At 73.3% G+C, this 22,710-nt stretch carries 18 protein-coding genes; 5 read left to right on the top strand and 13 right to left on the bottom strand.

Features of this window, described 5'->3' with window-relative positions:
• Window positions 1-2: 2 nt before the first annotated feature.
• Both CNQ36_RS23655 and CNQ36_RS23650 read left to right on the top strand, forming a co-directional pair.
• Window positions 3-1,484: a zinc-dependent metalloprotease gene (locus CNQ36_RS23655; protein ID WP_121547459.1), complete on the top strand. Its 1,482-nt coding sequence runs from the start codon at window positions 3-5 to the stop codon at window positions 1,482-1,484.
• Window positions 1,481-2,002, top strand: coding sequence for an NUDIX hydrolase (locus CNQ36_RS23650; RefSeq protein ID WP_121547458.1), 522 nt, complete (start codon window positions 1,481-1,483; stop codon window positions 2,000-2,002). The genes CNQ36_RS23655 and CNQ36_RS23650 overlap by 4 nt, the downstream gene beginning before the upstream one ends.
• A gap of 59 nt (window positions 2,003-2,061) precedes the next feature.
• Here CNQ36_RS23650 and CNQ36_RS23645 read toward each other — a convergent pair whose 3' ends face one another.
• The 4 genes from CNQ36_RS23645 to CNQ36_RS23630 form a co-directional block, all read right to left on the bottom strand.
• Complete coding sequence (locus CNQ36_RS23645) at window positions 2,062-2,817, bottom strand: AIM24 family protein (RefSeq protein ID WP_004925952.1); 756 nt, start codon at window positions 2,815-2,817, stop codon at window positions 2,062-2,064.
• Window positions 2,818-2,834: 17 nt separating this feature from the next.
• Window positions 2,835-3,515: an AIM24 family protein gene (locus tag CNQ36_RS23640; RefSeq protein ID WP_004925955.1), complete on the bottom strand. Its 681-nt coding sequence runs from the start codon at window positions 3,513-3,515 to the stop codon at window positions 2,835-2,837.
• Window positions 3,516-3,526: 11 nt separating this feature from the next.
• Window positions 3,527-5,209, bottom strand: coding sequence for a TerD family protein (locus CNQ36_RS23635; RefSeq protein ID WP_121547457.1), 1,683 nt, complete (start codon window positions 5,207-5,209; stop codon window positions 3,527-3,529).
• Window positions 5,210-5,360: 151 nt separating this feature from the next.
• On the bottom strand, window positions 5,361-5,957 hold the full coding sequence (locus CNQ36_RS23630; RefSeq protein WP_121547456.1) for a M48 metallopeptidase family protein: 597 nt from the start codon (window positions 5,955-5,957) through the stop codon (window positions 5,361-5,363).
• Between the two features lie 216 nt (window positions 5,958-6,173).
• On the opposite strand from CNQ36_RS23630, the gene CNQ36_RS23625 reads away from it, so the two are divergent.
• Entirely contained in the window at window positions 6,174-7,400 is a 1,227-nt protein-coding gene (locus CNQ36_RS23625; protein WP_121547455.1) for a ThiF family adenylyltransferase, read from the top strand.
• Window positions 7,393-8,760 carry an ABC1 kinase family protein gene (locus CNQ36_RS23620; RefSeq protein ID WP_004925968.1) on the top strand — a complete coding sequence of 456 codons (1,368 nt, stop codon included), beginning with the start codon at window positions 7,393-7,395 and terminating at the stop codon, window positions 8,758-8,760. Before CNQ36_RS23625 ends, CNQ36_RS23620 begins: the two co-directional genes overlap by 8 nt.
• Window positions 8,761-8,794: 34 nt before the next feature.
• On the opposite strand, the gene CNQ36_RS23615 is transcribed toward CNQ36_RS23620, so the two are convergent.
• The 5 genes from CNQ36_RS23615 to CNQ36_RS23595 form a co-directional block, all read right to left on the bottom strand.
• Window positions 8,795-9,004 carry a hypothetical protein gene (locus tag CNQ36_RS23615; RefSeq protein ID WP_004925970.1) on the bottom strand — a complete coding sequence of 70 codons (210 nt, stop codon included), beginning with the start codon at window positions 9,002-9,004 and terminating at the stop codon, window positions 8,795-8,797.
• Window positions 9,005-9,140: 136 nt separating this feature from the next.
• Entirely contained in the window at window positions 9,141-9,464 is a 324-nt protein-coding gene (locus CNQ36_RS23610) for a hypothetical protein (RefSeq protein ID WP_004925971.1), read from the bottom strand.
• The gene (locus CNQ36_RS23605) at window positions 9,461-9,829 is read right to left on the bottom strand and encodes a WhiB family transcriptional regulator (protein WP_004925974.1); all 369 of its coding nucleotides are present in this window, start codon (window positions 9,827-9,829) and stop codon (window positions 9,461-9,463) included. The genes CNQ36_RS23610 and CNQ36_RS23605 overlap by 4 nt, the downstream gene beginning before the upstream one ends.
• A 167-nt stretch (window positions 9,830-9,996) precedes the next feature.
• Window positions 9,997-10,311, bottom strand: a complete 315-nt coding sequence (locus CNQ36_RS23600) for a hypothetical protein (RefSeq protein WP_121547454.1) — start codon at window positions 10,309-10,311, stop codon at window positions 9,997-9,999.
• A gap of 163 nt (window positions 10,312-10,474) precedes the next feature.
• Complete coding sequence (locus tag CNQ36_RS23595) at window positions 10,475-12,682, bottom strand: ATP-dependent DNA helicase UvrD2 (RefSeq protein WP_163013353.1); 2,208 nt, start codon at window positions 12,680-12,682, stop codon at window positions 10,475-10,477.
• Between the two features lie 192 nt (window positions 12,683-12,874).
• Between CNQ36_RS23595 and CNQ36_RS23590 the strand changes: the two genes are divergently transcribed.
• Entirely contained in the window at window positions 12,875-13,117 is a 243-nt protein-coding gene (locus tag CNQ36_RS23590; RefSeq protein ID WP_005312266.1) for a mycoredoxin, read from the top strand.
• 70 nt (window positions 13,118-13,187) lie between these two features.
• Here CNQ36_RS23590 and nudC read toward each other — a convergent pair whose 3' ends face one another.
• The 4 genes from nudC to CNQ36_RS23570 form a co-directional block, all read right to left on the bottom strand.
• Entirely contained in the window at window positions 13,188-14,132 is a 945-nt protein-coding gene (nudC, locus tag CNQ36_RS23585) for an NAD(+) diphosphatase (protein ID WP_121547452.1), read from the bottom strand.
• A gap of 146 nt (window positions 14,133-14,278) precedes the next feature.
• The gene (locus CNQ36_RS23580; RefSeq protein ID WP_121547451.1) at window positions 14,279-15,691 is read right to left on the bottom strand and encodes a dipeptidase; all 1,413 of its coding nucleotides are present in this window, start codon (window positions 15,689-15,691) and stop codon (window positions 14,279-14,281) included.
• 10 nt (window positions 15,692-15,701) lie between these two features.
• On the bottom strand, window positions 15,702-19,190 hold the full coding sequence (locus CNQ36_RS23575) for a UvrD-helicase domain-containing protein (protein WP_121547450.1): 3,489 nt from the start codon (window positions 19,188-19,190) through the stop codon (window positions 15,702-15,704).
• A 100-nt stretch (window positions 19,191-19,290) separates the two neighbouring features.
• Window positions 19,291-22,599: an ATP-dependent helicase gene (locus tag CNQ36_RS23570; protein ID WP_121547449.1), complete on the bottom strand. Its 3,309-nt coding sequence runs from the start codon at window positions 22,597-22,599 to the stop codon at window positions 19,291-19,293.
• Between the last annotated feature and the right edge of the window lie 111 nt (window positions 22,600-22,710).

The following is a 22,710-nucleotide window of genomic DNA, read 5'->3' as shown; positions in this document are numbered from 1 at the left end:
CCGTGAGTGACACCCCATTCGGATTCGGCCTTCCGCCGGAGGAGCCGGACGACGGCGACGAGGGCAAGAAGAAGGACCCGCAGAGCGGTGGTGGTCAGGGACCGGCCAACCCGTTCGGCTTCGGCATGCCCGGAGCCGGAGGCTTTGGCGGCCCTGGCGGGGACAATCCGTTCGCCGCGATGTTCGGGTCGCTGAACCCCACCGACCTGGGCGCCGCGTTCCAGCAGCTCGGCCAGATGCTCTCCTACGAGGGCGGGCCGGTGAACTGGGACATGGCCAAACAGATCGCCCGGCAGACCGTGTCGCAGGGCACGGCGGACGGCACGAAGGACGCGAGCGTCGGCCCGGCCGACCGCAGAGCCGTGGAGGAAGCCGTCCGCCTGGCCGACCTGTGGCTGGACGACGCGACCTCGCTGCCCTCGGGCGCCCACTCCGCCGTGGCCTGGAGCCGCGCGGAGTGGGTCGAGGCCACCCTGCCCGCGTGGCGGGAGCTGGTCGACCCGGTCGCCGAGCGCGTCGGGAACGCGATGGGCGACGTCCTGCCGGAGGAGATGCAGGCCATGGCCGGCCCGCTGATCGGCATGATGCGCTCCATGGGCGGCGCCATGTTCGGCACGCAGATCGGGCAGGCCGTGGGCGTGCTCGCCGGTGAGGTCGTCGGCTCGTCCGACATCGGACTGCCGCTGGGCCCGGCCGGCCGCGCCGCGCTGCTGCCGCTGAACATCGAGACGTTCGGCAAGGACCTGGGCGTCCCCCAGGAGGAGGTGCGGCTGTACCTCGCCCTGCGGGAGGCCGCCCACCAGCGCCTGTTCGCGCACGTCCCGTGGCTGCGCTCGCACCTGTTCGGCGCCGTCGACGGGTACGCGCGGGGCATCAAGGTCGACACCGGCAAGCTGGAGGACGTGGTCGGCCAGTTCGACCCGCAGAATCCCGAGCAGCTGCAGGAGGCCCTCCAGCAGGGCATGTTCCAGCCGGAGGACACGCCGGAGCAGAAGGCCGCCCTGGCCCGTCTGGAGACGGCGCTGGCGCTCGTCGAGGGCTGGGTGGACGCCGTGGTGCACGCGGCGGCCAAGCCCAGGCTGTCGTCGGCCGACGCGCTGCGCGAGACGCTGCGCCGCCGCCGCGCCTCCGGCGGCCCGGCCGAGCAGACGTTCGCCACGCTGATCGGTCTGGAGCTGCGGCCGCGCCGGCTGCGCGACGCCTCCCGTCTGTGGGCCTCGCTCACGGACGCGCGCGGGGTCGACGGCCGGGACGCCCTCTGGGCGCACCCGGACATGCTGCCGACGGCGACCGACCTGGACGATCCGGACGGTTTCGTGCACCGCGAGCAGATCGACTTCTCCGAACTGGACAAGATGCTCGGCGAGGCCGCCGGTAAGCCGGACCTCAGGAAGAGGGACGCCAAGGACGCCGAGCGCGACGAGGGCGACGAGGGCGACAAGGACGCCGGCGAGGACGGGGCCGGGGGCGACGGCACCGCATGAGCCTGCACGACGACGCGGTCCTCGTACTCAAGGGCTACGAGGACCAGCCCGAGCTGCGCCAGGTCTACCTGGACCATCTCGCGGCCCACCCGGACGGCATGTGGAAGGCCTGTACGGACGGGCACATCACCGCGAGCGGTCTGGTGATCGACCCCGAGCGGGGCCGGGTGCTGCTGACCCTGCACCGCAAGCTGGAGATGTGGCTCCAGATGGGCGGCCACTGCGAGCCGGGTGACGTCTCGCTCGCGGGCGCGGCCCTGCGGGAGGCGACCGAGGAGTCCGGCATCGCGGGACTGGCGCTGGTCCCGGGCGGCCCCGTCCGCCTGGACCGGCATCACACCCCCTGCGCCTGGCACCTGGACGTGCAGTACGCGGCGCTGGCGCCCGCCGGGGCAGTGGAGGCGATCAGCGACGAGTCGCTCGACCTGCGCTGGCTCCCGTACGACGGGGTGGCGGACGTGGCGGACGCGTCGGTCACCCGACTGGTGGAAGCGACCCGGAGAAGACTGGGCGTCTGAGCACAGGGGTGAGGGGCGGCCGCCGCGGCGGTCGCCCCTCACCCCTGTGCGCGTTCTCGTCAGCTCCAGACGTTGCCCTGGTTCTGACCGCGGGCGCCCTGCTGGCCCATGCCGTACTGGGCGGCGAGACCCGAGCCGATCTGGGCGTTCTGCGGCGGCAGCAGCTCGCTGGGCTGGACGAGCGCGAAGCCGCTGCCCATGAAGCTGAGCTCCCAGCCCTCACCGGTGCTGCCGCGCCGCCGCCACACCCCGGAGGAGTGGGTCTGGGCCTGCATCTGCACGCGCAGCGAGGTGGACCAGGCGACGATCGCGTCGGCGTCGCAGTTGACGTACTTGTCCGGCGTCACCTGCATCAGCAGCGGCATGCCCGAGGTCATCAGGGCGACCTTGCCGCTGCCGGTGATGTTGAGCTGGTACTTCCCGGAGCCGGAGATGCCGTACAGGCTGTCGACGGCGATCACCTCGTGGTGCAGCGAGGAGTCCATCGCGAGCACATAGCTGCTGTCGACGGTCAGCCCGTCGTGATCCACCTCCATGATGTGGATGCGCTGGGCGAGGTTGGCGAGGTAGACGGTGCCCTGCCCGTGGCAGCGCATCAGGTCGAGTCCCTCGCCGGTGTGGGCACGCGCGCGTGACGCGCTGTTGCTCTGGAACTCGGCGTCGAACTCCATGAGCCCCTGGTAGGCGACCATGCTGCCCTTGCGGGCGAGGATGTCGTCGTGGCCCTCCAGGGCTACGCGGAGCATCTGCTGGTTCTGCAGGCTCCAGCGCTCCTGGGTCTGCTGGTCGTTGAAGGCGAAAAGCGGGCTCTGCATGATGTGGTTGCTCCCCCTCAGCCCCGGACCCGGAGACGGTCGGTGCTGTCCTCACTGGGCTGGACGACGACGATGCCCTGACCGGAGAAGGCCATCTGGTAGGCCTCGCCGCTGCCGCGGCCGATCAGCGACTGGGCGCGGAAGCTGCGCTTGCCCTTCACCTTGAGGTTCGGGGACCAGGCGACCAGGGCGTCCGGGTCGACGTATGTCTCGTCGTCACCGCCGCCGCAGTCGACGACGATCGGCTTGCCGCGCGAGGTCAGCGCGACCCAGCCCTGCCCGGAGATCTTGGTGTTCCACAGCCCCTGTCCGGCGAACTTGGCCAGGCCCTTGACCCGCTCCACGCCCCAGGTGAGATGGGCGTCGAAGGCGAGCAGGTTGGTGGCGTTGACGGAGATGCCGTCGCCGTTGAGGTTGATCACGACCACGTTGGCGCCGTAGTCGGCGAGGTAGAGCAGGCCGTCGCCGGAGCACTTCATCAGCGGCGCGCCCTCACCGGTGAGCCAGTCCTTGGCGATCTGGCGCACGGCCGGCGGGTTGGGCTCGTACTGGACGAAGCCCTCGTAGGCGACCATCGAGCCGACGCGGGCGAGAAGGTCGTGCCCGGTCTGCATGGCGACCTTCAGCATGTGGTTGCCGTGGTTCTCCATGCGGGCGGTGACGGGGGCGGGGGCGAAGCCCGCGAGTGGCTGGTTCATGACGGGCTCCCTCAGATCTCGTACGGCTGGACGACGATGAAGTTGCCGGGTGCGCCCCGGAACTGCAGGTTGACGCTCTCCCCCGTGTCGCCGGGGTAGGAGTTGCGGCGCATCCGCACCTGGCTGGAGACGACCACCTGGGAGGCGGCCGACCAGGCGACCACGGCGTTGCAGTCGGCGAAGGTGGTGGGCGTGACCGGCAGCACCACGGGCGTGCCGTGGGTCTTCACGACGATCGTGCCGGTGCCCTGGAACTGCATCGTGAACAGCGCGCCGCCCGGGATGCCGTGGCCCTCGATGCGGCGGACCTCGTACTGGAGGCCCTCGTCGAAGGCGAGGACGTTCTCCGCGGAGACGCACACGGCGTCGCCCTGGAGCTCGATCGGGTGCAGCATCGTGGAGTCCTCGGCGAAGAACACCTGGCCCTGGCCGGTGCAGCGCATCAGCTGCATCTCCTGGCCGGTGGCGTTGCCCACGATGCGGCCGGAGAAGCCGGCGCCCTTGTAGCTGAATTCGACCTTGCCCTGGTAGAGCACCATGCTGCCCTGCCGGGCCAGCACGGGCTGCCCGCCGATGCCGAGGTCCGCGCGGACGAGCTTCTTGTTCTGCTGGGTCCAGCGCTGGCCGGTGGGCGTCTCCTTGAACTGCTGGAGCGCGCCGAGCACGCCGGGAGCCTGCGGTGCGGCCTGGGGAGCGCCGTACGGGGCCTGCTGGTGGGGCACCTGTCCGGGCGGGGGCTGCTGGCCGTAGCCGGGAGGGGGCGTCGGTTGTCCGTAGCCGGGCGGCGGGGCGGGGGCGTGCGGGGCCCCCGGCTGGCCGTATCCCGGGGGCGGCGGGGCGCTCTGGCCGTACGGCGGCGGCTGCTGGCCCGGCTGTCCGTAGGGCGCGGGGGCCGGTGCCGGGGGCGGCACCTGGGAGCCGCCGGGAGGGGTGTGCAGCGGGGCGACGATGGTCGGCGCGGCGTGCACCGGGGGGGCCGGGGGTGCGGGGGCCGGCGGCGGTGTGAAGCCCTGCGCGGCGGGCTGGGGCGCGGGGGCCGGAGCGGGCGCGGGCGGGGGGCCGCCGGCGGGCGCGCCGAACGCGGGCGGCGCGGCGGTCTGGGCGGGCGGGGCGAAACCGGGGGCGGCTCCGCCGGGCTGCGGCTGCTGAGGGGCGGCTGGCTCTTCCTCGGCCACCTCGCCGCCGAAGTTCTTCAGCAGCGCGTCGAGACCGCCGTCGAAGCCCTGTCCGACGGCGGCGAAGCGCCAGACGTCCTTGAAGTAGAAGTCACCCAGCATCACGGCCCGCTCGGTGGAGAACTCCGAACCGCTGAACGGGTACCGGGCCACTTCCTCGCCGCCGGCGACGATACGGATGTAGCCGGGGCCGATCTGCGACATCTGCCCGGCGCCGTCGAGGGTCGCCGTGAAGGACAGCTTCCTGATCTGCTGCGGGATCCGGTCCAGCGTCACGCGGAACGACTCGGTGTCGCCGGCCTGCGCGCCCAGGAGCTGGACGGACTCCTCGGGGGACTTCGGCTGGTTGTAGAAGACGAAGTACCGGTCGTCCGAGAGCCGCTCGTCGGCGTCGAGGCCGAAGCAGCTGATGTCGAAGGTCAGCCCCGGGCCGGAGATCTGCACACCTACGTACAGATCCGTCCCCGCCGTGAGGTCACTGATCCTGGCCTTGTGGCCGCGTTGGAATTCCCTGGCCATGCGTACGACCGTCCCCCATCCCGAATGTGAGTGCGTCGCGCCAGGCTAACGGCAAACTCCGACACCGGACGGAGTCGGGACAGACCCGGTACACAACGCGTACGCGGGCCTACGGTGCGCTCACCGGGGACCGCGCCCGGGCGCCGCGCCCTCAGGAATCACGCGCTCCGGGCACGTGCGGCAGCCGCTCGGCCGCGACGACCCCCTCGAGATAGCCACGGGCCCGCTCGGTCTTCGGGTACGCCTCCAGCAGCCGCCAGAACCGGGGCCCGTGACCGGGCACCAACAGGTGCGCGAGTTCGTGGCAGAGGACGTAGTCGACGACGTACTCGGGCATACCCTGCAGCCGGTGCGACAGCCGGATGCTCCGCTCGGACGGGGTGCAGGAGCCCCAGCGCGTGTTCTGGTTGGTCACCCAGCGCACCGAGGCGGCTTCGGCCCGCCCGCCGAAGTACTGCTCCGACAGCCGCCGGGCGCGCTCGGACAGCTCGGCGTCCCCGAGTGTCCGCCTGCTCTCCTGCGCGGCCAGTTTGTCGAGCATGACGGTCACCCAGCGCTGCTCCTCCGCCTCGGACATCCGGGCGGGGATGAGCACGACGGTGCGATCGCCCTCGCGGTACGCGGAGACCGTCCTGCGTCGGCGGGCGCTCCTGCGGACCTCGATCACGCTCGCCCGCGAGCCGTTCGTCGGCTGGCTCGTCGCGCTGCGCTGTGACATTCCGGCGCGGTGCAGTGGGTCGGCGGGCACGCCCCGACGTTACCCGCTGCACACGGGGAAGTCTTGACTCCGGGACGGTTCCCCGCCGATACCGCCACCGGGCGCCGGATTTGTACGATGAATCCCCTCGCCTGTGGACAACTTTCTGCGGCCCGCGGGCCCTGCGGGCATGCTGGCAGGCGTCGGGCGACCCACGAGGGACTCGCCCGCTCCACGGGGACGATCCACGACGTACGGGGGCCGGTCATGCATCCGACGGTCAAGCCCGCGCTCCGGCGCGGCTGGCGCGATCTCAACACCGTCCAGTTCGGGATGACACCGGCGCACGCGCTGACGCTGGGCCCGGTGGACACCGCCACGGGCAGCTTCCTCGACCTTCTCAACGGCACCCGCGGTCTCGGCCTCCTGCGGCAGGAGGCGCGGCGGATGGATCTGCCCGAGGGCCATGTGGACCGGCTGGTGGGACGGCTGTCGCGGGCCGGGCTCCTGGACGACTCCCGGGGCGGCGGGCCGGACGCCGACGCCCTGCGCGGGAAGACGGACGTGCTCGACCGGCTCCGCCCGGACCTGGCGTCCCTCGCCCTGACCACCTCCGCACCGGGCGATCCGCTGCGCCGGCTCGCGGCCCGCCGCAGCATGCGGGTGCAGGTGAGAGGCGCGGGACGGGTGGGCGCCGCGCTCGCGGCGCTGTTGTCGGGGGCCGGGGTCGGCGAGGTCGACGTGCGCGACGTCGGGAAGGTCGAGCCGTGGGACGTCGCGCCGGGCGGACTGCCCGCCGAGGCCGTCGGCGACCGCAGGGACGAGGCGGCCCGCCGCGCCGCACGCCGGGCCGCACCGGACCGGCCGCCGCGCCGGGCCGACCGGACCCCGCTCCAGGAGGGTCATCCCGGCTTCTCCCTGGTGATCCTCGCCCCGCGGGACGACGTCGCCGTCCACGCGCCCGACCCGGCGGCAGCCGAAACCCTGCTGTCCTCGGGCACACCCCACCTCTACGCCGGCGTCGCGGAGGGAACCGGTGTCGTCGGACCGCTCGTGCTGCCCGGCGAGACGAGCTGCGCGGGCTGTCTCCAGCAGGACCGCGCCGACCGGGACCCGACCTGGCCGCGCCTGGTCGCCCAGTGGCGCTCCGGACGGCAGCGCCGGGTCGGTGCCTGCGATCTGACGCTGGCCACAACGGTGGCCGGACTGGCCGCCGCCCACGCGCTGATGTTCCTGGACGGCCGGACCCCGTCCAGCGCCGGCGCCCGCTGGGAGGTCTCCGTGCCCGCGCTGGACTGGCACGCACGGCCGGTCTGGCCCCATGCCGACTGCGCGTGCGGGGCCGCGCGGAGCGGTCCGGAGAAAGGTAAGGGAGAACTCACACCCGGAAACGGGGAGTCCCACGAGACAATGGCGGTGCACGGGCCGGCGGAGGAGCTGCGCCGCACAGCGGACGCGGAGCGGCCGGCAGGGACTTGGAGGGCGCATGTCTGATCTTCCCCGGAAGGCGGTCACCCGGACCGCCAAGCTGGCCGCGCTTCCGCTCGGCTTCGCCGGACGGGCGACCTGGGGACTCGGCAAGCGGATCGTGGGCGAGTCCGCGGAGCTTGTCGGCCGCGAACTCCAGCAGCGCACCGCCGAGCAGCTCTTCAAGGTGCTCGGGGAGCTGAAGGGCGGCGCGATGAAGTTCGGCCAGGCCCTCTCGGTGTTCGAGTCCGCCCTGCCGGAAGAGGTCGCCGGTCCCTACCGTGCGGCGCTGACCAAGCTCCAGGAGGCGGCGCCGCCGATGCCGACCCGCACCGTGCACGGGGTGCTGGAGGAGCGGCTGGGCGAGGGCTGGCAGGAGCTCTTCCTCGAGTTCGAGGACAAGCCGTCCGCGGCGGCCTCGATCGGGCAGGTGCACCGGGGTGTCTGGCACGACGGCCGCGAGGTGGCGGTCAAGGTGCAGTACCCGGGCGCCGGCGAGGCCCTGCTCTCCGACCTGAACCAGCTGAGCCGCTTCGCCCGTCTGCTGGGTCCGCTGATCCCCGGCATGGACGTCAAGCCGCTGATCACGGAGCTCAAGGACCGTGTCTCGGAGGAGCTGGACTACGGCCTGGAGGCCCAGGCCCAGCGGGCCCACGCCGAGGAGTTCGCGGACGACCCCGACGTCGTCGTGCCGGACGTGGTCCACCAGTGCGAGCAGGTGCTGGTCACCGAGTGGATGGACGGCGTACCGCTGTCGGAGGTCATCTCGGACGGCACGGAACAGCAGCGCGACCGGGCGGGACAGCTCCTGGCCCGCTTCCTGTTCTCCGGCCCCGCCCGCACCGGTCTGCTGCACGCGGACCCCCACCCCGGCAACTTCCGTCTGCTGCCCGGCGGTCCGGAGGGCGAGGACGACTGGCGGCTCGGCGTCCTGGACTTCGGCACCGTCGACCGGCTTCCGGGCGGGCTTCCCGAGCCCATCGGGGAGGCGCTGCGGATGACGCTGGACGGCGAGGCGGAGGCCGTCTACGAGATGCTCTGCGCGGAGGGCTTCGTCAAGGAGTCCATCGAGCTGGACCCCGACGCCGTCCTCGACTACCTGCTGCCGATCATCGAGCCGGCCCAGGTCGGCGAGTTCACCTTCACCCGGGGCTGGATGCGGGGCCAGGCGGCCCGCATAGCGGATCCCCGCTCGCCCGCCTACCAGCTGGCCAAGCGGCTCAACCTGCCCCCCGCCTACCTGCTGATCCACCGGGTGACCCTGAGCACGATCGGCGTGCTCTGTCAGCTGGGGGCGACGGTGCGGCTGCGGGAGGAGCTGGAGGAGTGGCTGCCCGGCTTCCTCCCGGAGGAGCCGGCGGCCCGGGAACCGGCCGCCCCGGCGTGACGTACCGGGCGGGCGAATCAGGGACGGGACGTCACTACCACCACCGCGAGTCCAGCCGTCCCTCGATCGCCCGCAGATTGTCGCGGGAGCACCTCTCGCAGTAGTGGCGGCGGGCGCCGTTCTCGACGGAGAGGGTCCAGGTCGGCCGCGGCCCCTCGGCTCGGAGGCCGCAGCGGGCGCACACCAGCGGCTCGGGCTCCGTGGCGGAGCCCTCGTCGTCACTGCCACCGGGATGACTCGTCACCCGGCGACGATAACGCCGTTCCCGGCGGCCCGCCCGGTGCAACGCACCGCGGGGGCCGGTCCGTTCACACGGACCGGCCCCCGCGGGGAGAGCCGGGCCTCCGGCTGGGGGAGGCCTCTGCTTCAGATGGGTTCGCTTACTGCATGACCGCCATGGCGAGCGCGCGGCGGGCGCGCCGCGAGGCGCGCTCGGCCCGGCGCTGCATCCGGCGAGCGGTCACCAGGCCCACGGCCTGGCGTTCCCGCTGCGCGTCCTGCAGCCGCTCGTGCATATGCGCACGGGCCAGGGCTTCTGGGATGAGTTGCATCTCTCGGGTCCTGTTCTGGCGCGAGTCGTTCGCACCACTGGTGGTGAAGTCTTCGGTCGCGGAGCCCGCGGGCTCGTGAGTGGACGGCATCATCGGGGCCTGCTTCTGGGGGTCGTGCGTGAGGGGGCGGTCGATCGTTCCTGGGGCGTTCATGCCGTGACCGGGTTCTTGCGCGGGCGGCCACGCGGCCGCTTCCGGGCGACGACGACGCCCTGGACGAACAGCTCGCCACCCCAGACGCCCCAGGGCTCACGCCGCTCCTTGGCGCCGGCGAGGCAGGCCTCGACCAGCGGGCAGGTGCGGCAGAGGGACTTGGCGTACTCGACGTCCGCCGGCGACTCGGCGAAGAAGACCTCCGGGTCGTAGGAGCGGCACGGGACGGGTACGCCGAGGTTCTCGATGGCGTCGTCGAGCGCGGTGAGCGCGGTGAGCGGAGTCAAGGTCGGGTCCTCCGTGGAGCCGGGCTTGGGGATCGTGGCGGAAGGCGGTACGGACGGGGCGTGCGCTTCGAGTTGCACGGATCGTCTTCCTCGTCTGGTCGTTTCCGGCCTGTTGACCGGGTGGCGGCTGGTACCGGGTTCTCTCGTGTCCCGAGGCGCTTCGGTCTGCCCCCGTTCGGGGAAAACAGAAGGGCCGCGGATCCCGGGTGGGGTTCCGCGGCCCTGAAGGCGCCGGCCTGATCGCATCAGGCTGGATCACTCCAGGGTTCTGGCCCACGGAAGGCCCACATCAGGTGGTGCTGCGTCGTCTGCTTCCGGAATCCGGCACCGGCCGCCGCAAAGGCATAGGCGTGCGCCTGTGCCACTACCGCTTCCAGTGCCTTGGTCGGTCGCTCATTGCGCTCACGGACGGCAGGAGCCGCGGGAGCGACAAAGGACGCCGGGCGTGCGGCACGGATGCCGGACAGACCGGTGCCCTGGTTCGAGGCGCCGAGAATGCACAGGGAGACGGCCGAGCGATCGGTCAGTTTGACGACGGAGCTGCTGTTGATGCTGATCACTGGACTCGCCTCCTCTCGGCGTCTAGGGGACCGGGGTTAACCAGTCCGCGGATATGCAAGTACAACACGGAGTCGGGCCCTTCGAGAAGGCCGCTGTCCCCGTGCCTAAGAACCTATGGGGATTCCCGGGGCATGCGCAAACTATTTTTTCGACGAGTTCGCATCAGTCCCGGCCTTGATCCACGTCGACGTCCCGGCCTGCGCAGATGGCCAGAACATCGGCTCCGTAGCGGCCGAACTTGCGCATCCCGACCCCCGGGATCCTGGCCAGTGCGTGCTCGTCGTCGGGGACCGTCTCGGCGATGGCCATCAGTGTCTTGTCGGTGAAGACGCAGAACGCCGGCTGCCCGCTGCGCCGTGCCTGGCCGGCCCGCCACTCACGGAGCCGCTCGTACAGACCCTCGTCCATGTCGGTGGGGCAGTCCTCGCAGCGCATCAGCTTCATCTCGCCCGCGTCGGTCAGGGTGCGGCCGCAGACCCGGCAGCGGGCAGGGCTGCGCTGCCGGCGTCTCGGGGCGGGCGCCGCCGGCGCGGACGCCGCTCCGAAGGAGCCGCGCTCCACACCACCCGTGCCGGCCGCGCCGCCGCGGGCGGCGGCGGTGTGCGAACCGGGGCGCAGTCCATCCAGGAAGCGGCTGGGGCGCCGGTTGGGCCTGCCGCCGGGCGAGCGGGAGAGCGACCAGGAGAGGTGGAGGCGCTCGCGGGCACGGGTGACACCGACATAGAGGAGGCGGCGCTCCTCCTCGACCTGCTCGTCGGTCTTTGCGTAGGTGATCGGCATCATGCCCTCGGCGACTCCCACCAGGAAGACGACGTCCCACTCCAGGCCCTTGGCCGCGTGCAGGGAGGCGAGGGTGACGCCCTGCACGGTCGGGGCGTGCTGGGCGCCGGCCCGCTCGTCCAGCTCGGCGACGAGGTCGGCGAGCGTGGCGCCGGGCCGGGCGGCGGCGAAGTCCTGGGCGAGGTTCACCAGGGCCGCGAGCGACTCCCAGCGCTCCCGGACCGCGCCCGAACCGGCCGGCGGCTGCGGTGTCCAGCCCTCGCCGGAGAGCACGGCGCGCACCTGGGAGGGCAGGTCGGGGGCGTCGTCGAGAAGGGAGTCGTTGCCGCCGAAGCGGGCCGCGCCGCGCAGGGCGATGCCCGCCTTGCGCACCTCGGGGCGGTCGAAGAACCGCTCGGCCCCCCGCAGCTGGTAGGGCACCCCGGCGTCGGCGAGGGCCTGCTCGTAGGTCTCGGACTGCGCGTTGGTCCGGAACAGGACGGCGATCTCGCTCGCCGGAACCCCCGAGTCGACCAGCTCACGGATGCGGCGGGCGGCGCCCTCGGCCTCGGCGGGCTCGTCGGAGTACTCGGTGAAGACCGGCTCGGTACCCGCGGGGCGCTGGGAGACCAGCTCCAGCCGGTGGTCGGCGGCCCGGCCACGGGCCTGGGAGAGCAGTCCGTTCGCCAGTCGGACGACCTGGGGGGTCGAGCGGTAGTCGCGGACCAGCTTGACGACGGTGGCTCCGGGATGGCGGGTGCGGAAGTCGAGCAGATGGTCGGGGGTTGCGCCCGTGAACGAGTAGATGGTCTGGCTGGCGTCGCCGACCACGCACAGGTTCTCCCGCTCGCCGAGCCACAGCTCCAGCAGCCGCTGCTGGAGCGGGCTGACGTCCTGGTACTCGTCCACGACGAAGTGCTGGTACTGGGCCCTGACCTGTTCGGCGATGTCGTGCCGGTCCTGCAGGACGGCGACGGTCAGCAGCAGCACGTCCTCGAAGTCGATGACGGCGCGCTCCCGCTTCAGTTCCTCGTAGGCGGCGTAGAGCTGGGCGGTCTCGGCGGGGTCGCGCGGTGCCTCACGGCCGGCCTTGGCCGCGGCGGCCACGTAGTCGGCCGGGACTGTCTGGGTGACCTTCGACCACTCGATCTCCGCGGTGACGTCCCGCAGCTCGCCCCGGTCGAGCCGGATGCGGCAGGCGGCGGCCGCGTCGGCGACGAGCTGGATCTTGCGGTCGACCAGGCGGGGCAGGGAGCCGCCGATCGCTTTCGGCCAGAAGTACTGGAGCTGGCGCAGCGCCGCGGAGTGGAAGGTGCGGGCCTGGACACCGACGGCGCCGAGCTGGCGCAGCCGGCCGCGCATCTCCCCGGCGGCCCGGTTGGTGAAGGTGACGGCGAGCACGCTGGAGGGCTGGAGGATCCCGGCGCGCACCCCGTAGGCGATCCGGTGGGTGATGGCCCGGGTCTTGCCGGTCCCGGCGCCTGCCAGCACGCACACCGGGCCGTGCAGGGCGGTGGCCACGGCCCGCTGCTCGGGGTCGAGCCCTTCGAGCACCGCGTCGGCCGAGTCCGGTACCTGCGGGAAGAGGGTGGAGTGCGTTGCTGCTGTCACACAGCCATGCTGCCAGGTCGCCGGAGACAGGTGAGCGGGTTGTCCACAGGGGAGGCCTCGCGGTCGTATCAATGCGGCGGACGTCACCCGGGGCGCGGAGCGGCACACCCTCCCTGGGGGAATGCCTGCGCTTTCAAGTACGTTCCTGACCGTACGAGGACTTCCCCGAGCCGCCGAAGGAGCGCGAGAGGCATGCAGGGCACTGTGACGATGTACAGCACCACGTGGTGCGGCTACTGCCGCCGGCTGAAGAGCCAGATGGACCGCGAGGGCATCGCTTACACCGAGATCAACATCGAGCAGGACCCGGAGTCCGCGGCGTTCGTGGAGAAGGCGAACGGCGGAAACCAGACGGTGCCGACCGTTCTCTTCCCCGACGGCTCGACGCTCACCAACCCGTCGCTGGCGCAGGTGAAGCAGAAGGTCGGCGTCTGAGACGTCCACCCGGAAGCGGGGTGGCCCTCCCTCGACGAGAGGGGGCCACCCCGCTTCCGTGTGTCCCGGGTCAGAAGGCGCCGCGGGTCGGCAGCTCCTTGCCGTACCAGCGCTCGATGAGACGGGCCGCGATGGAGATGCCGTAGGGCGGGAGGACCTCGCCGGAGGCGAAGGCGGCGCCGAGTTCGTCGCGGGAGAACCAGCGGGCCTCGTGGATCTCGTCGCCGTCGACATCGATCACGGTGGTGGTGGCGCGGGCGACGAAGCCCAGCATGAGGCTGGACGGGAAGGGCCAGGGCTGGCTGGCGACGTACTCGACCTCGCCGACGCCGATGCCCACCTCCTCGTGGACCTCCCGGCGCACCGACTGCTCGATGGCCTCGCCGGGCTCGACGAATCCGGCGAGCGTGGAGAAGCGGCCCTCGGGCCAGTGCACCTGGCGGCCGAGCAGGATGCGGTCCTGGTCGTCGACGACGGCCATGATCACCGCGGGGTCGGTGCGGGGGTAGTGCTCGGCGCCGCAGGCGGGGCAGCGGCGGATGTGTCCCGCGGCGGCGATGACGGTGCGCTCGCCGCAGCGGGAGCAGAAGCGGTGCAGCCGCTGCCAGTTCTCCAGGGCGACCGCGTGCACCATCAGGCCGGCCTCGCGGGGCGACAGGAGCAGTCCCGCCTCGCGCAGGCCCGCCGGGCGGGCGGAGTCGTCCATGCGGCCGGGCAGGGAGTCCTTCTGGAGGGCGAAGTAGCTGACGCCGTTCTCGTCGTTGCCCAGGAAGTAGCGGTGGGCCTCGGTGAGCGGGGCCTCGAAGGACGGGGTCATGACGAGTTCGGTCCGCCCGTCCGCCACCTCGTCGATGAGCACCTGGCCGCCGGAGACCACGAAGCAGCGGGTCGAGGGGTGGCTCCACGCCGCCGCGAGCCATGCCTCGTCGAGCCGGTGGTGGGCGGCGCGGTCGATGCCGCTCGGGGCGGTGAGCGAGATGGGGCGGTCGGCGGTGTGGTCGGTCCAGGTGGTCACGGGTGCTTCCAACTCCCCCGGGGGAACGGATCGGGTCGGCGGGCGGTTCGGCGGGACGTGCGGCGGTGGGAACCGGGTCCCGCGGGGCGCGGCGGGTTCCTTCCAGTGTGCCCCGCGCGGAGGTCCGGTTCGGACGGCGTGGGAGGTCAGGGGACGGGCCGCCAGTGCTCGGCGAGGTCGCCCCACAGGTGGGCGCTGGTCTCGGCGCCCTTGAGGAGCAGGTCCAGCTCGACCTTCTCGTTGGGGGCGTGCCAGCCGTCGGACGGGACGGAGATGCCCAGGAACAGCACGGGGGCGCCGAGGACGTCCTGGAGGTCGGCGGCGGGGCCGGAGCCTCCTTCGCGGGTGAAGCGGACGGGTTTGTCGAAGGCGCGGCCCATCGCGCGGACCACGGACCGCAGGGCCGGGTGGTCCAGGGGGGTCAGGCACGGGCGGGTGGCGGGGCTGAAGGAGATCTCGCAGCGGATGCCCTCGGGCACCTGTCCGGGCGCCCAGGCGAGGACGGCCTTCCGCACCTGCTCGGGGTCCTGGCCGGCGACGAGCCGGAAGGAGAGCTTCACCATGGCGGATGACGGGATGATCGTCTTGCTGCCGGGTCCCTGGTAGCCGCCGCCGATGCCGTTGACCTCGGCGGTGGGGCGGGCCCAGACGCGCTCCAGGGTGGAGTAGCCGGCTTCACCCCGGGTGCCGTGGGACTTCGCGGCGCGCAGCCACTGTCCCTCGTCGAAGGGCAGCTCGGCGAAGAGTTCGCGTTCGCGGTCGGTGAGTTCGACGACTCCGTCGTAGAAGCCGGGGATCGCCACGCGCGCCCGGTCGTCGTGCAGGGCGGCCACCAGGCGGGCGGCGGCGGTGGCCGGGTTGGGGACGGCGCCGCCGAAGGAACCGGAGTGGACGTCCTGGTCGGGGCCGTACAGCCGGATCTCGCACTCGGCGAGGCCGCGCATGCCGGTGCACACGGTGGGGGTGTCCTCGGACCACATGCCGGTGTCGGAGACGATCACGGCGTCGGCGCCGAGCCGCTCCGCGCGCTGTTCGACGAGCTCCCGGAAGTGCGGGGAGCCGGATTCCTCCTCGCCCTCGATCAGCAGCTTCAGGTGCACGGCGGGGGCGGTGCGGCCGGTGGTCGCGAGGTGGGCCCGGACGCCGAGTGTGTGGAAGAACACCTGCCCCTTGTCGTCGGCCGCGCCGCGCGCGTAGAGACGGCCGTCCCGGACGACGGGTTCGAAGGGGTCGCTGTCCCAGCCGTCCTCGCGTGCCGCGGGCTGCACGTCGTGGTGGCCGTAGACCAGCACGGTGGGCGCCCCGGGGTCGTCGGAGGGCCACTCGGCGTAGACGGCCGGGGCGCCGGGGGTGTGCCAGACCTCAACCGTGGGGAAGCCCGTCTCCTCGAGTGCGGCGGCGAGCCACTCGGCGCTGCCGCGCACGTCGGGCGCGTGGTCGGGCTGGGCCGAGACCGACGGGATGCGCAGCCACTCGGCGAGGTCGTCGAGGAAGGCGGCACGGTGCTGCTCGATGTACGTACGGACGGCGCTGACGGCACTGTCAACGGGCTGGCTCATGTCCTCGAGCCTATCGGCCCGCGCCGGTGTCCTCGGAGTGCGGTATCTCACCGGGCGTCCCGCCGGGCGGCTCTCCGAGCAGCAGCCGTTCCAGTTCGGGACGGCCGGGCAGTGCGCCGGGGCGGACCACCTCGCCGGTGCGCACGTACAGGAACGCGGCCGTGACGCTCTCCAGGGGGATCCCCTGCTGTTCGGCCCAGGCGAGCCGGTAGACGGCGAGCTGGAGCGGGTCGGCGGTGCGGCCCCGGCTGGTCTTCCAGTCGACGATCTCGTACGTCGTCCCGTCACCGTCCTGCTTGGTGTAGACGGCGTCGATGCGGCCGCGGACAACGCGGTCGGCGATCGACAGCTGGAAGGGCGTCTCCACGCGGTGCGGGGTGCGGTGGGCGTACTCGGTGCGTTCGAAGGCCTCCTTGAGGGCCTCCAGGTCGCGTTCGTCTTCGATCTCGGCGTCGCTGCCGGGCAGCTCGTCCGGGTCGAGCATGGGCAGGGTCAGTTCCTCGAAGCGTGCCTCGACCCAGGCGTGGAAACGGGTGCCGCGGCGTGCGGCGGGCTGCGGCGGGCGGGGCATGGGGCGGGCCAGCTCCTGGGCGAAGCCGTCCGGGTCGGCGGCCAGGCGCAGCAGCTGGGAGGCGGTCAGCGAGGCGGGCAGCAGGACCTCGGTGACGCTCTCGCGGGTGCGCAGCAGCTCTCCGGCGAGGGCGTCGAGGTCGCGGTCCCAGGAGGCGACGGCGCGGGCCTCTTCGGGGGTGAGCCGGGGGCGCGGCGGGGGCACCGGCTCCCGCTCCGGCGTGCGGGGGCGCGGGGCGGCTTCCGGGGCCGACGCCTGGTGCGGGACGGCGGGACGGTCGGTGACCCAGGAGTCCCAGTCGCCCGGATCGGCGTCCGCGAAGGGGTCCTCCTCGGGGAGGTCCTCGTCATCGGGCGGTGGCGGCCAGTCCGGATGGTCCTGGGCGTCGGGGTCGTGCACGGCCGCGGCGGGGCCGTCGGAGCGGGTGGCGAGGCGGTCGAGGTGGGCGAGGACCGTGTCGGCGGCCGCGCGGCGGCGGGCAAGGGCGGCGTCGTCCAGGGCCAGGGGCCACACCTGGTCGTCGGTGGCCCGGTGAAGGGCCGGGTTCTCCTCGTCCTCGGCGGGCTCGTCCGCCCATGCCTCGATCTCGCCGTACCCGGCGGCGCAGTGCCGGTACAGGGCGTGGAGGAACGCGGAGGGTCCGCGCGGCTTCTTCTGGCTGGGTCCCCACCAGTGGCCGGAGCCGAGCAGCAGGGAGCGGGGGCGGGTGAAGGTGACGTAGCCGAGGCGGAGTTCCTCGGTGTGCTGGTGCTCCTTCATGGCCTCGTGGAAGGCCTTCAGGCCCCGGGAGTCCCAGGAGTCGACGTCGGGCAGGGTGTCGGCGTCGCCGCGCAGCGCGTGCGGCAGCACCTTGCCCTGCGCGGTCCACTTCTCGCGGCCCTGGCCGCTGGGGAAGGTGCCGGTGACCAGTCCGGGGACGGCGACGACGTCCCATTCGAGGCCCTTGGACTTGTGGGCGGTGAGCACCTTGACGGTGTTCTCGCCGCCGGGCAGGGCGTTGTCGAGGCCCTTCTCGTACTGGGCGGCGGTGCGCAGGAAGCCGAGGAAGGCGAGCAGGGTGGCCTCGCCGTCGCCGGCGGCGAAGGAGGCGGCGACGTCGAGGAAGTTGGACAGGGTCTCGCGCCGGCGGGCGGCCAGGGCGTGCGGCGAGGCGGACAGCTCGACCTCCAGGCCGGTGACGGCCAGGACGCGGTGCAGCACGTCCATGAGGGGGTCGGCGAGGGAGCGGCGCAGGTCGCGCAGTTCGGTGGCCAGGCGGGCGAAGCGCACGCGCGCGTCCGGTGAGAAGGGCAGCCCGTCGTCGTCCCGGCGGCCGTCCATCGGGGTCTCGAGGAAGGTGTCGAGGGCGTCGGCGAGCGAGATCACCTCGGCCGGGTCGACTCCCTCGACGGCTTCGGCGAGCCGCCGGTCGGGGTCGTCGTCGCCGTCCACGCGCGCGTGGGTGACGAGCCGCCGGGCCCGCCGGCCCAGCAGGGCGAGGTCGCGGGGGCCGATGCGCCAGCGCGGGCCGGTCAGCAGCCGTACCAGGGAGGCGTTGGCCCCGGGGTCCTGGAGGACCTCGCAGACGGCGACGAGATCGGCGATCTCGGGCAGGTGCAGCAGCCCGGACAGGCCGACCACCTCGACGGGGACGTCCCTGGCGACCAGGGCGCCCTGGATCTCGGCGAAGTCGCCGGCCGTGCGGCACAGCACGGCGATCTCGCCGGGTGCCTTGCCGGTGTTCACGAGGTGGGCGATGGAGTCGGCGATCCAGTCGATCTCCTCGGCGTGGGTGGCCAGCAGGGCGCAGCGCACGGTGCCGTCGCGTTCGGCGCCCGGGGCCGGGCGGAGCGCCTCCACGCCCGCGTGCATGGCGCGCAGTGGCTCGGCGAGCCCGTTGGCGAGGTCCAGCAGGCGGCCGCCGCTGCGGCGGTTCTCGCTGAGCGACTGGCGGGTGGCGGTGCGGCCGTCGGCGTGGGCGAAGTGCTCGGGGAAGTCGTCGAGGTTGGCGACGGAGGCGCCGCGCCAGCCGTAGATCGCCTGGCAGGGGTCGCCGACCGCGGTCACCGGGTGGCCGGTGCCGCCGCCGAAGAGTCCGGCGAGCAGGACGCGCTGGGCGACCGAGGTGTCCTGGTACTCGTCGAGGAGGACCACGCGGAACTCGTCGCGCAGCACTCGGCCGACCTCGGGGAGGGCGGCGAGCCGGGCGGACAGGGCGATCTGGTCGCCGAAGTCGAGCAGGTCCCGTTCGCGTTTGGCGGCCCGGTAGCGCAGCACCAGGTCGGCCAGTTCGCGGCGGGCCGCGGCCGCCTCGGGGACCTTGCGCAGGTCGGCGTTGGTGAGCCTGGTGTTCTCCAGGGTGCGCAGCAGCTCGGCGTCGTGGTCGCGCAGGTCCTCGGGGCGTACCAGGTGTTCGGCGAGCTCGGCGTCGAGGGTGAGGAGGTCGCCGACCAGGTCGGGGAAGGAGCGGGTGAGCGCCGGGTAGAGGCCGGGGGCCTCGCGCAGCACGCGCGCGGCGAGCTGGTAGCGGGTGGCGTCGGCGAGCAGCCGGGAGGTCGGTTCGAGGCCGACGCGCAGTCCGTGGTCGGTCAGCAGGCGGCCCGCGAAGGCGTGGTAGGTCGAGATCACCGGCTCGCCCGGGGGGTTGTCCGGGTCGATGGCGTCCGGGTCGGTGACGCCGGCCCTGACCAGTGCCTTGCGGACGCGTTCGGCGAGCTCGCCCGCGGCCTTGTTGGTGAAGGTGAGGCCGAGCACCTGTTCGGGGGCGACCTGGCCGGTGCCCACCAGCCACACCACGCGCGCCGCCATCACCGTCGTCTTGCCCGATCCGGCTCCGGCCACGATCACCTGCGGGGCGGGCGGCGCGGTGATGCAGGCCGTCTGCTCCGGGGTGAAGGGGATGCCGAGGAGCTCCTTGAGCTGATCGGGATCGGTGATACGAGCGGGCACACGCAGAATCTAGCGGCGGGCACTGACAGCGGAGGCCGTCAGAGCCCTCCCGGAGCGGAGAACCGCAGGTCGGGGCGGGTGGTGCGATACGTCACGCCGGTCACTCGACGACGTGCCGGCCCTCGGGCCGGGCGCTGCACGAGGCGCGGAAGGCGCAGTGAGCGCAGTGCTGGCCTGTGGTCGGGGTGAACCGTTCGTCGAGGACCTTGCCGGCGGCCGTGGCCAGCAGATCGCCGACCCACTCCCCCTCGGGCGGCTTCTGGGCCTGCACCTTGGGCAGGGTCTCGCCGCCGTCCCGCTTGGCGGCCCCCTGACGCAGCTGGACGAGCTCGGCGCCGCCCGGTTCGGGGCGGGTTCCGCCAAAGGCCTCGTCAACGGCGCCCTCGCGGACGGCGAGCTGGTAGACGGCGAGCTGCGGGTGGTGCTCCACCTCCGTGGAGCTCGGCGCCTGTTTGCCGGTCTTGAAGTCGACGACGTACGCGCGGCCGTCGCCGTCGGTCTCGACCCGGTCCATCTGGCCGCGGATGCGGACCTCGTAGTCGCCCGCCCCGAGGGTGACGTCGAAGTCGTGCTCGCTGGCCACCGGGGTGCGTCCGGTGCGGTCCATGACGTGCCACTTCAGGAAGCGTTCGAGCGCCACGCGCGCGTTCTCCCTCTCCTGCGCCGACTTCCACGGCGCGTCGAAGGCGAGCGCGTTCCACACGGAGTCGAGGCGCTCCATGAGGACGTCGAGATCGGCCGGGGTGTGCCCGGAGGCCACCTCGTCGGCGAGGACGTGCACCACGTTGCCGAAGCCCTGGGCGGCGGTGGCGGGCGCGTCGGCCTTCACCTCGCGGCCCAGGAACCACTGCAGGGCGCAAGTGTTGGCGAGCTGGTCGAGGGCGCTGCCGGAGAGCACGACGGGCTGGTCGCGGTCGCGCAGGGGCACCCTGCTGCGGGTTGGTTCGAACATGCCCCACCAGCGGTAGGGGTGCGCGGACGGGACCAGCGGGCGGCCGTCCTCGTCGGCGAGCGCCGCGAGCCGGGCCAGCCGCTGGGCGGCGGCCTCCCTGAGGGTGTCGGAGACCCGTGGGTCGACCGTCGTGGCGCGCAGTTCGGCGACGAGCGCGGCGACGGACAGGGGGCGGCGCGGTCGTCCCGTGACGTCCTTGGGTTCGACGCCGAGTTCGGTGAGGAAGCGGGAGGGCTGGTCACCGTCGTCGGCGGGCGCCTGCACGGCCGTCACGACGAGACGCTCGCGCGCGCGGGTGGCGGCGACGTAGAAGAGACGGCGCTCCTCGGCGAGCAGCGCGCCGGGGGTGAGGGGTTCGGCGAGTCCGTCGCGGCCGATGCGGTCGGCCTCCAGCAGGGAGCCGCGGCGGCGCAGGTCCGGCCAGAGTCCCTCCTGGACGCCGGCCACGACGACCAGGCGCCACTCCAGGCCCTTGGAGCGGTGCGCGGTCATCAGGCGCACGGCGTCGTGGCGGGCGGCGCGCCGCGTGAGGGTGTCGGCGGCGATGTCCTCGGCCTCGATCTCCTCCAGGAAGTTCAGGGCGCCCCGGCCGCCGGTGCGTTCCTCGGCGCGGGCGGCGGTCGCGAACAGCGCGCACACCGCGTCGAGGTCCCGGTCGGCGTTGCGGCCGGCCGCGCCGCCGCGCCGGGCGGAGCGCTCCAGGCGCTGCGGCCACGGCGTGCCGTCCCAGAGGTCCCACAGGGTCTCCTCGGCCGTGCCGCCGCCCGCGAGGCGTTCGCGGGCCCGGCTCAGCAGGGCGCCGAGGCGCTGGGCGCCCCGCGCGTACGCGGGGTCGTGCACGGCGAGCCGCTCCGGTTCGGCCAGCGCACGCGCGAGCAGTTCGTCCGAGGGCGGCGGCAGCGGGTTGCCCGCGGCCCGCTCCTCCTCGCGCAGGGCCCGTCCGAGGCGGCGCAGATCGGCGGCGTCCATGCCGGCGAGGGGGGAGGTGAGCAGGGTGAGGGCGGTCTCGGTGGCGAGCCAGCACGGCGCGGCCGCGGCGTCGGCCCCGGTGTCCGCGGGGCCGTCCGCCTCCGCCGCCGCCACCGCGCGCAGGGCCGTCAGCAGCGGGGCGACCGCGGGTTCGTGGCGCAGCGGCAGGTCGTCGCCGTCGACGTCCACGGGGACGCCCGCCGAGGTGAGCGCGCGGCGCACCGTGGGCAGGGTGCGGGCGCCGGCCCGCACCAGGACGGCCATCTCGTTCCAGGGGACGCCGTCCTCCAGGTGCGCCCGGCGCAGGATGTCGGCGATGTTGTCCAGTTCGGTGCCGGACGTCGGGTAGGTGTACACCTCGGCCCGGCCGCCGTCGCGGTGCGGGGTCAGCTCCCGGTGCGCGCGGACCTTCTCGGCGGGCAGGCGGGGCAGCGGCATGCGCCGGGTCACCCGCCGGGTGGCGTCCAGCAGGGCGGCTCCGGAGCGGCGGGAGGTGCGCAGCACCTCGACCGGGGCGGGGCGGCCGTCCGCGCGGGGGAATGCGTGGGGGAACTCCAGGATGCCGCCCACGTCGGCGCCCCGGAAGGCGTAGATCGACTGGTCGGGGTCGCCGAAGGCGACGAGGGTGCGTCCGCCGGCCAGGGCGTGCAGCAGCCGTACCTGGGCGGGGTCGGTGTCCTGGTACTCGTCGACGTAGACGGCGTCGTAGCGCGCGGCGAGCTGTCCGGCGATCTCCGGGCGGCGGGCGAGGAGCACCGCGCGGTGGACCAGTTCGGCGTAGTCGAGGACGCCCTGCAGGTCGAGGACGTCGAGGTATTCGGCGAGGAAGGCGGAGGCGGCGCGCCAGTCGGGGCGTCCGATGCGGCGGGCGAAGGCGTCCAGGGCGCCGGGGCCGAGGCCGAGTTCGCGGCTGCGGGCGAGCACCGCGCGGACCTCGTCGGCGAAGCCGCGGGTGGTGAGGCAGGCGCGCAGTTCGTCCGGCCAGCGCACATGGGCGAGTCCGAGCCGTTCCAGGTCCACCTGGCCGGCGAGCAGCTCGCGGACGGTGACGTCCTGCTCGGGGCCGGACAGCAGCCGCAGCGGTTCCACGAAGAGGTCGCTGTCCTGGTGGGCGCGGATCAGGGCGTAGCAGAACGAGTGGAAGGTGGTCGCCTGCGGGGCGTGCGCCGCCCCGATGCGCAGGGCCATGCGGTCGCGCAGTTCGACGGCCGCCCTGCGGCTGAACGTCAGCACCAGGATCCGTTCCGGGTCCCCGCCACGGGCGATCCGCGCGGCCACGGACTCGACGAGCGTGGTGGTCTTTCCGGTGCCCGGACCTGCGAGAACGAGCAGGGGGCCGGTCGTGTGCTCAACCACGGAGCGCTGCGCGGCGTCCAGACGGGGGGGATTCCCGCGAGCGGGTGGGGTACGCACCAGTCGATAAGCGCCACGGTTCCCCCGCCGCACCTGGGGGTGCGACAGGCCGCTGGTGAAGGAAGAGGTGCTCACGTGGTTCGCCGGTCCTGGTGGGTGTGCTGTGGGTCCGTTCGCCGTGCGTACGGGGTGGTGGTCGCGGGGTGAAGGGGGAACGCGCAGCCGACGCTACGCCGGTGAAAAGTA

The sequence above is a fragment of the Streptomyces fungicidicus genome, from assembly GCF_003665435.1.
In the GTDB taxonomy this organism is placed as follows: domain Bacteria; phylum Actinomycetota; class Actinomycetes; order Streptomycetales; family Streptomycetaceae; genus Streptomyces; species Streptomyces fungicidicus.
This window is presented reverse-complemented; position numbering and strand designations above follow the sequence as displayed.